Origin of the sequence: Enterobacter sp. PP-008-ECC_S150, from assembly GCF_045257065.1 — a bacterium.
In the GTDB taxonomy this organism is placed as follows: Bacteria; Pseudomonadota; Gammaproteobacteria; order Enterobacterales; family Enterobacteriaceae; genus Enterobacter; species Enterobacter chengduensis.
This window is the reverse complement of the sequence record NZ_JBJHHG010000037.1, coordinates 21,420-29,619: the sequence shown is the minus strand read 5'-3', so window position 1 is coordinate 29,619 and position 8,200 is coordinate 21,420. Positions and strand designations below refer to the sequence as shown.

The following is an 8,200-nucleotide window of genomic DNA, read 5'->3' as shown; positions in this document are numbered from 1 at the left end:
CAGGCGACAACATCAAGATGGTTGTGACGCTGATCCACCCAATCGCGATGGACGACGGTCTGCGTTTCGCAATCCGTGAAGGCGGCCGTACCGTTGGCGCGGGCGTTGTTGCTAAAGTTCTCGGCTAATCGCTGATAACATTTGACGCAATGCGCATGAAAAGGGCATCATTTGATGCCCTTTTTGCACGCTTTCACATCAGAACCTGGCTCATCAGTGATTCTTTTTGTCATAATCATTGCTGAGACAGGCTCTGCAGAGAGCGTATAATCCATAAAGGGATTAGCGTTTCGATTTGGCTCGCCTCGCACTCGCGGGGTGAAATTATTTGTAGAATTCTTCTGACAGGTTGGTTTATGAGTGCGAATACCGAAGCTCAAGGGAGCGGGCGCGGCCTGGAAGCGATGAAGTGGGTCGCTGTTGCCGTGCTGCTGATTGTGGCAATCGTTGGCAACTATCTTTATCGTGACATGATGCTGCCGCTCCGCGCGCTGGCAGTGGTGATTCTGATTGCTGCAGCGGGCGGTGTCGCGCTGTTGACGACTAAAGGTAAAGCAACCGTTGCTTTCGCTCGCGAAGCACGTACCGAAGTCCGCAAGGTCATTTGGCCGACTCGCCAGGAAACATTGCACACCACGCTGATCGTAGCGGCGGTGACTGCTGTAATGTCACTGATCCTGTGGGGACTGGATGGTATTCTGGTTCGCCTGGTTTCCTTTATTACTGGCCTGAGGTTCTAAGATGTCTGAAGCCCCTAAAAAGCGTTGGTACGTCGTTCAGGCGTTTTCCGGTTTTGAAGGCCGCGTAGCAACGTCGCTGCGTGAGCATATCAAATTACACAATATGGAAGAGTTATTTGGTGAAGTTATGGTTCCGACCGAAGAAGTGGTTGAGATCCGTGGCGGCCAACGTCGCAAAAGCGAGCGTAAATTCTTCCCGGGTTACGTGCTGGTTCAGATGGTGATGAACGACGCGAGCTGGCACCTGGTGCGCAGCGTACCGCGCGTGATGGGCTTTATCGGCGGCACGTCTGACCGTCCGGCGCCAATCAGCGACAAAGAAGTTGATGCGATTATGAACCGCCTGCAGCAGGTCGGTGATAAGCCGCGTCCGAAAACGCTGTTTGAACCGGGTGAAATGGTTCGTGTTAGCGACGGTCCGTTTGCTGACTTTAACGGTGTGGTTGAAGAAGTGGACTACGAGAAGTCCCGCCTGAAAGTTTCTGTTTCTATCTTCGGTCGTGCGACCCCGGTAGAGCTGGACTTTGCGCAGGTCGAAAAAGCCTAAGTAGCGATCAAAAAAGCGACGATTTAATCGTTGCACAGGGCGCGAGATTGGAATACAATTTCGCGCCTTTTGTTTTTATGGGCCCCGCCCGTAAAACGAATTTTATTCACGGGGAGCCTCCCTGAGGCGCTATTACCCAATCAGAGGATTTTAGAATGGCTAAGAAAGTACAAGCCTACGTCAAGCTGCAGGTTGCAGCTGGTATGGCGAACCCAAGTCCACCAGTTGGTCCAGCTCTGGGTCAGCAGGGTGTGAACATCATGGAATTCTGTAAAGCGTTCAACGCCAAAACCGAATCCCTGGAAAAAGGTCTGCCAATCCCAGTCGTCATCACTGTTTACGCTGACCGTTCTTTCACTTTCGTTACCAAAACCCCTCCAGCAGCAGTTCTGCTGAAGAAAGCGGCTGGTATCAAGTCTGGTTCCGGTAAGCCGAACAAAGACAAAGTGGGTAAAATTTCCCGCGCTCAGCTGCAGGAAATCGCGCAGACCAAAGCTGCCGACATGACTGGTGCCGACATTGAAGCGATGACTCGCTCAATCGAAGGTACTGCACGTTCCATGGGCCTGGTAGTGGAGGACTAAGAAATGGCTAAACTGACCAAGCGCATGTCCGTGATCCGTGACAAAGTTGATGCGACCAAACAGTACGACATCAACGAAGCTATCGCTCTGCTGAAAGAACTGGCAACTGCTAAGTTCGTTGAAAGCGTTGACGTTGCCGTTAACCTCGGCATCGACGCGCGTAAATCCGATCAGAACGTTCGTGGCGCAACTGTACTGCCACACGGTACTGGCCGTTCCGTTCGCGTAGCTGTATTTGCTCAGGGTGCAAACGCTGAAGCTGCTAAAGCTGCCGGCGCTGAACTGGTAGGTATGGAAGATCTGGCTGATCAGATCAAGAAAGGCGAAATGAACTTTGACGTTGTTATTGCTTCTCCAGATGCAATGCGCGTTGTTGGCCAGCTGGGCCAGGTTCTGGGTCCACGCGGCCTGATGCCAAACCCGAAAGTGGGTACTGTAACCCCTAACGTTGCTGAAGCGGTTAAGAACGCTAAAGCGGGTCAGGTTCGTTATCGTAACGACAAAAACGGCATCATCCACACCACCATCGGTAAAGTGGACTTTGACGCTGACAAACTGAAAGAAAACCTGGAAGCTCTGCTGGTTGCGCTGAAAAAAGCAAAACCAACTCAGGCGAAAGGCGTGTACATCAAGAAAGTTAGCATCTCCACCACCATGGGTGCAGGTGTTGCAGTTGACCAGGCTGGCCTGAGCGCTGCTGCAAACTAATGCCTTTACGTGGGCGGTGATTTTGTCTACAATCTTACCCCCACGTTTGCTAACAAAAGTTAGCGGCTAAAAGATTTGTTCGTTGGAGCCTGGCCTAATCCAGGCCTCCGTCGAAGACCGCAGGTGTTTCGTAAGAGACTTAATCCCCTGCGTAGACGGTGACAGAACGCTAAGATTATTTTTTGAATATTCTGGCTTGTTTCTGCTCACCGTATTAAGACGCTCTTCCCGTTGGGTTGAGTGAAGTGAGTTCCGGAACATGAGTTCCGGCAAACATCCAGGAGCAAAGCTAATGGCTTTAAATCTTCAAGACAAACAAGCGATTGTTGCTGAAGTCAGCGAAGTAGCCAAAGGCGCGCTGTCTGCAGTAGTTGCGGATTCCCGTGGCGTTACTGTAGACAAAATGACTGAACTGCGTAAAGCAGGTCGTGAAGCTGGCGTATACATGCGTGTTGTTCGTAACACCCTGCTGCGCCGCGTAGTTGAAGGTACTCAGTTCGAGTGCCTGAAAGACACGTTTGTTGGTCCGACCCTGATTGCATACTCTATGGAACACCCGGGCGCTGCTGCTCGTCTGTTCAAAGAGTTCGCGAAAGCGAATGCAAAATTTGAGGTCAAAGCTGCAGCCTTTGAAGGTGAGTTGATCCCGGCATCGCAAATCGATCGCCTGGCAACCCTGCCGACCTACGAAGAAGCAATTGCACGCCTGATGGCAACCATGAAAGAAGCTGCGGCTGGCAAACTGGTTCGCACTCTGGCTGCTGTACGCGATGCGAAAGAAGCTGCTTAATCGCGGTTATCTTTATAAAGCATTTGCTTACGTATAAACTTTATTCTGATTTTCAGGAACAATTTAAATGTCTATCACTAAAGATCAAATCATTGAAGCAGTAGCAGCTATGTCCGTAATGGACGTTGTAGAGCTGGTTTCTGCAATGGAAGAAAAATTCGGTGTTTCTGCTGCTGCTGCTGTAGCTGTAGCTGCGGGCCCGGCTGAAGCTGCTGAAGAAAAAACTGAATTCGACGTAATTCTGAAAGCTGCTGGCGCGAACAAAGTTGCTGTTATCAAAGCAGTACGTGGCGCAACTGGCCTGGGTCTGAAAGAAGCTAAAGACCTGGTAGAATCTGCTCCAGCTGCGCTGAAAGAAGGCGTGAGCAAAGACGACGCAGAAGCACTGAAAAAATCTCTGGAAGAAGCTGGCGCTGAAGTTGAAGTTAAATAAGCCAACTTTTCTGGTTGCAGCCTAAGCAATTAGGCTGATGGCTGGTGACTTTTTAGTCACCAGCCTTTTTGCGCTGTAAGGCATCAGTAGCATTTCACACTGTTTGACTGCTGATTGTCCTGACAATGCATGTTTCTATCGACGACTTAATATATTGCGACAGGGTGCTCGCTCTGTGTAAATCGCGACGAAATGATTTAAGCGTGATAGCAACAGGTATTGCGGAAAGTATTCAATTTTCCGGTCCACAAAATGGTGTTGCACAAACTGTCCCTTCGTCGGACAGATGGGTCGACTTGTCAGCGAGCTGAGGAACCCTATGGTTTACTCCTATACCGAGAAAAAACGTATTCGTAAGGATTTTGGTAAACGTCCACAAGTTCTGGACATTCCATATCTCCTTTCTATCCAGCTTGACTCGTTCCAGAAGTTTATCGAGCAAGATCCTGAAGGGCAGTACGGTCTGGAAGCAGCCTTCCGCTCCGTGTTCCCGATTCAGAGCTACAGCGGTAACTCCGAGCTGCAGTACGTCAGCTACCGCCTTGGCGAACCGGTGTTTGACGTTCAGGAATGTCAGATCCGTGGCGTGACCTATTCCGCACCGCTGCGCGTAAAACTGCGTCTGGTGATCTACGAGCGCGAAGCGCCGGAAGGCACCGTAAAAGACATTAAAGAACAAGAAGTCTACATGGGTGAAATTCCACTCATGACAGACAACGGTACTTTCGTAATCAACGGTACTGAGCGTGTTATCGTTTCCCAGCTGCATCGTAGCCCGGGCGTCTTCTTCGACAGCGATAAAGGTAAAACACACTCTTCCGGTAAAGTACTGTATAACGCACGCATCATTCCTTACCGTGGTTCATGGCTGGACTTCGAGTTCGATCCGAAAGACAACCTGTTTGTCCGTATCGACCGTCGTCGTAAGCTGCCTGCAACCATCATTCTGCGTGCGCTGCAATACACCACTGAACAGATCCTGGACCTGTTCTTTGAGAAAGTGATCTTTGAAATCCGCGACAACAAGCTGCAGATGGAGCTGGTGCCGGAACGTCTGCGTGGTGAGACCGCGTCGTTCGACATCGAAGCCGACGGCAAAGTGTATGTGGAAAAAGGTCGCCGTATCACCGCGCGCCACATCCGCCAGCTGGAAAAAGATGATATCAAACTCATCGAAGTTCCGGTTGAGTACATTGCAGGAAAAGTAGCCGCGAAAGATTACGTTGATGAATCAACTGGCGAGCTGATCTGCCCGGCGAACATGGAGCTGAGCCTGGATCTGCTGGCTAAGCTGAGCCAGTCTGGCCACAAACGTATCGAAACGCTGTTCACCAACGATCTGGATCACGGTGCGTACATCTCTGAGACGCTTCGTGTCGACCCAACCACCGATCGTCTGAGCGCGCTGGTAGAAATCTACCGCATGATGCGCCCTGGTGAGCCACCAACTCGTGAAGCGGCTGAAAGCCTGTTCGAGAACCTGTTCTTCTCCGAAGACCGCTACGATCTGTCCGCGGTTGGTCGTATGAAGTTCAACCGTTCTCTGCTGCGCGACGAAATCGAAGGTTCCGGTATCCTGAGCAAAGACGACATCATCGAAGTGATGAAGAAGCTCATTGATATCCGTAACGGCAAAGGCGAAGTGGACGATATCGACCACCTCGGCAACCGTCGTATCCGTTCCGTAGGCGAAATGGCGGAAAACCAGTTCCGCGTTGGCCTGGTACGTGTAGAGCGTGCGGTGAAAGAGCGTCTGTCTCTGGGCGATCTGGATACCCTGATGCCTCAGGATATGATCAACGCCAAGCCGATTTCTGCAGCAGTGAAAGAGTTCTTCGGTTCCAGCCAGCTGTCTCAGTTCATGGACCAGAACAACCCGCTGTCTGAGATTACGCACAAACGTCGTATCTCTGCACTCGGCCCAGGCGGTCTGACCCGTGAACGCGCAGGCTTTGAAGTTCGAGACGTACACCCGACGCACTACGGTCGCGTATGTCCAATCGAAACGCCTGAAGGTCCAAACATCGGTCTGATCAACTCCCTGTCCGTGTACGCACAGACGAACGAATACGGTTTCCTCGAGACACCGTACCGTAAAGTGACTGACGGTGTTGTAACCGACGAAATTCACTACCTGTCTGCTATCGAAGAAGGCAACTACGTTATCGCTCAGGCGAACTCCAACCTGGATGACGAAGGCCACTTTGTAGAAGATCTGGTTACCTGCCGTAGCAAAGGCGAATCCAGCTTGTTCAGCCGCGACCAGGTTGACTACATGGACGTATCCACCCAGCAGGTGGTATCCGTCGGTGCGTCCCTGATCCCGTTCCTGGAACACGATGACGCCAACCGTGCATTGATGGGTGCGAACATGCAACGTCAGGCCGTTCCAACTCTGCGCGCTGATAAGCCGCTGGTTGGTACCGGTATGGAACGTGCTGTTGCCGTTGACTCCGGTGTTACTGCGGTTGCTAAACGTGGCGGTACTGTTCAGTACGTCGACGCATCCCGTATCGTTATCAAAGTTAACGAAGACGAGATGTATCCGGGCGAAGCAGGTATCGACATCTATAACCTGACCAAATACACCCGTTCTAACCAGAACACCTGTATCAACCAGATGCCATGTGTGTCTCTGGGTGAGCCAGTTGAGCGCGGCGACGTGCTGGCAGACGGTCCGTCCACCGACCTCGGTGAACTGGCGCTCGGTCAGAACATGCGCGTAGCGTTCATGCCGTGGAACGGTTACAACTTCGAAGACTCCATCCTCGTCTCCGAACGTGTGGTTCAGGAAGATCGTTTCACCACTATCCACATTCAGGAACTGGCATGTGTGTCCCGTGACACCAAGCTGGGGCCGGAAGAGATCACCGCTGACATCCCTAACGTGGGTGAAGCTGCGCTCTCCAAACTGGATGAATCCGGTATCGTTTATATCGGTGCGGAAGTGACTGGCGGCGACATTCTGGTTGGTAAGGTGACGCCGAAAGGTGAAACCCAGCTGACGCCAGAAGAGAAACTGCTGCGTGCTATCTTCGGTGAGAAAGCGTCTGACGTTAAAGACTCTTCTCTGCGCGTACCAAACGGTGTTTCCGGTACGGTTATCGACGTTCAGGTCTTCACTCGTGACGGCGTTGAGAAAGATAAGCGTGCGCTGGAAATCGAAGAGATGCAGCTCAAACAGGCTAAGAAAGACCTGTCTGAAGAACTGCAGATCCTCGAAGCGGGTCTGTTCAGCCGTATCTATGCGGTGCTGGTTGCCGGTGGCGTTGAAGCTGAGAAGCTCGACAAACTGCCACGCGATCGCTGGCTGGAACTGGGCCTGACCGACGAAGAGAAACAGAATCAGCTGGAACAGCTGGCTGAGCAGTACGACGAACTGAAACACGAGTTCGAGAAAAAACTCGAAGCGAAACGCCGCAAAATCACTCAGGGCGACGATCTGGCACCAGGCGTGCTGAAGATTGTTAAGGTGTATCTGGCTGTTAAACGTCAGATCCAGCCTGGTGATAAGATGGCGGGTCGTCACGGTAACAAGGGTGTTATCTCTAAGATCAACCCGATCGAAGATATGCCGCACGATGCTAACGGTACGCCGGTAGATATCGTACTGAACCCGCTGGGCGTACCGTCTCGTATGAACATTGGTCAGATCCTGGAAACTCACCTGGGTATGGCTGCGAAAGGTATCGGCGACAAGATTAACGCCATGCTGAAACAGCAGCAGGAAGTCGCGAAACTGCGCGAATTCATCCAGCGTGCCTACGATCTGGGTACCGACGTGCGTCAGAAAGTCGACCTGAACACCTTCAGCGATGAAGAAGTGCTGCGTCTGGCAGAGAACCTGCGCAAAGGTATGCCAATTGCAACGCCGGTATTCGACGGTGCAAAAGAAGCTGAAATTAAAGAGCTGCTGCAACTGGGTGGTCTGCCAACGTCTGGTCAGATTACGCTGTTTGACGGCCGTACCGGTGAACAGTTCGAGCGTCCGGTAACCGTAGGTTACATGTACATGCTGAAACTGAACCACCTGGTCGACGACAAGATGCACGCTCGTTCTACCGGTTCTTATAGCCTGGTTACTCAGCAGCCGCTGGGTGGTAAGGCACAGTTCGGTGGTCAGCGCTTCGGGGAGATGGAAGTGTGGGCGCTGGAAGCATACGGCGCGGCATACACCCTGCAGGAAATGCTCACCGTTAAGTCTGATGACGTGAACGGTCGTACCAAGATGTATAAAAACATCGTGGACGGCAACCATCAGATGGAGCCGGGCATGCCAGAATCCTTCAACGTACTGTTGAAAGAGATTCGTTCGCTGGGTATCAACATCGAACTGGAAGACGAGTAATTCTCGCTCAAACAGGTCACTGGTGCCGGGTTAACCCCCGGCACCAGATT

Annotated in this window: 7 protein-coding genes and 1 pseudogene; all 8 read left to right on the top strand. The window is 51.9% G+C overall.

The genetic code is table 11. The annotated features are described in order from the left end of the window. Positions 1 to 128, top strand: a pseudogene (gene tuf, locus ACJBF3_RS24780) (elongation factor Tu); the annotation flags it as partial. Positions 129 to 356: 228 nt separating this feature from the next. Beyond that, the gene (secE, locus tag ACJBF3_RS24775; RefSeq protein WP_014068449.1) at positions 357 to 740 is read left to right on the top strand and encodes a preprotein translocase subunit SecE; all 384 of its coding nucleotides are present in this window, start codon (positions 357 to 359) and stop codon (positions 738 to 740) included. Position 741: 1 nt separating this feature from the next. Continuing rightward, complete coding sequence (gene nusG, locus ACJBF3_RS24770) at positions 742 to 1,287, top strand: transcription termination/antitermination protein NusG (RefSeq protein WP_002438628.1); 546 nt, start codon at positions 742 to 744, stop codon at positions 1,285 to 1,287. Between the two features lie 155 nt (positions 1,288 to 1,442). Continuing rightward, a complete protein-coding gene (gene rplK / locus ACJBF3_RS24765) occupies positions 1,443 to 1,871 on the top strand; it encodes a 50S ribosomal protein L11 (RefSeq protein WP_008503452.1) in 429 nt (142 codons plus the stop codon). A gap of 3 nt (positions 1,872 to 1,874) precedes the next feature. After that, complete coding sequence (gene rplA / locus ACJBF3_RS24760; protein WP_006810530.1) at positions 1,875 to 2,579, top strand: 50S ribosomal protein L1; 705 nt, start codon at positions 1,875 to 1,877, stop codon at positions 2,577 to 2,579. A gap of 292 nt (positions 2,580 to 2,871) precedes the next feature. Next, entirely contained in the window at positions 2,872 to 3,369 is a 498-nt protein-coding gene (gene rplJ, locus ACJBF3_RS24755; RefSeq protein ID WP_003862338.1) for a 50S ribosomal protein L10, read from the top strand. A gap of 67 nt (positions 3,370 to 3,436) precedes the next feature. Then, positions 3,437 to 3,802, top strand: coding sequence for a 50S ribosomal protein L7/L12 (rplL, locus tag ACJBF3_RS24750; RefSeq protein ID WP_002445276.1), 366 nt, complete (start codon positions 3,437 to 3,439; stop codon positions 3,800 to 3,802). A 319-nt stretch (positions 3,803 to 4,121) separates the two neighbouring features. After that, positions 4,122 to 8,150 (top strand): DNA-directed RNA polymerase subunit beta, encoded by a 4,029-nt coding sequence (rpoB, locus tag ACJBF3_RS24745; protein WP_045331769.1) that lies wholly within the window; start codon positions 4,122 to 4,124, stop codon positions 8,148 to 8,150. Positions 8,151 to 8,200: the final 50 nt, after the last annotated feature.

What these genes read in the sequence shown, in the direction of transcription:
- secE (WP_014068449.1), top strand. Translation starts at nt 357, where the DNA reads ATGAGTGCGAATACCGAAGCTCAAGGGAGCGGGCGCGGCCTGGAAGCG.
- nusG (WP_002438628.1), top strand. Translation starts at nt 742, where the DNA reads ATGTCTGAAGCCCCTAAAAAGCGTTGGTACGTCGTTCAGGCGTTTTCC.
- rplK (WP_008503452.1), top strand. Translation starts at nt 1,443, where the DNA reads ATGGCTAAGAAAGTACAAGCCTACGTCAAGCTGCAGGTTGCAGCTGGT.
- rplA (WP_006810530.1), top strand. Translation starts at nt 1,875, where the DNA reads ATGGCTAAACTGACCAAGCGCATGTCCGTGATCCGTGACAAAGTTGAT.
- rplJ (WP_003862338.1), top strand. Translation starts at nt 2,872, where the DNA reads ATGGCTTTAAATCTTCAAGACAAACAAGCGATTGTTGCTGAAGTCAGC.
- rplL (WP_002445276.1), top strand. Translation starts at nt 3,437, where the DNA reads ATGTCTATCACTAAAGATCAAATCATTGAAGCAGTAGCAGCTATGTCC.
- rpoB (WP_045331769.1), top strand. Translation starts at nt 4,122, where the DNA reads ATGGTTTACTCCTATACCGAGAAAAAACGTATTCGTAAGGATTTTGGT.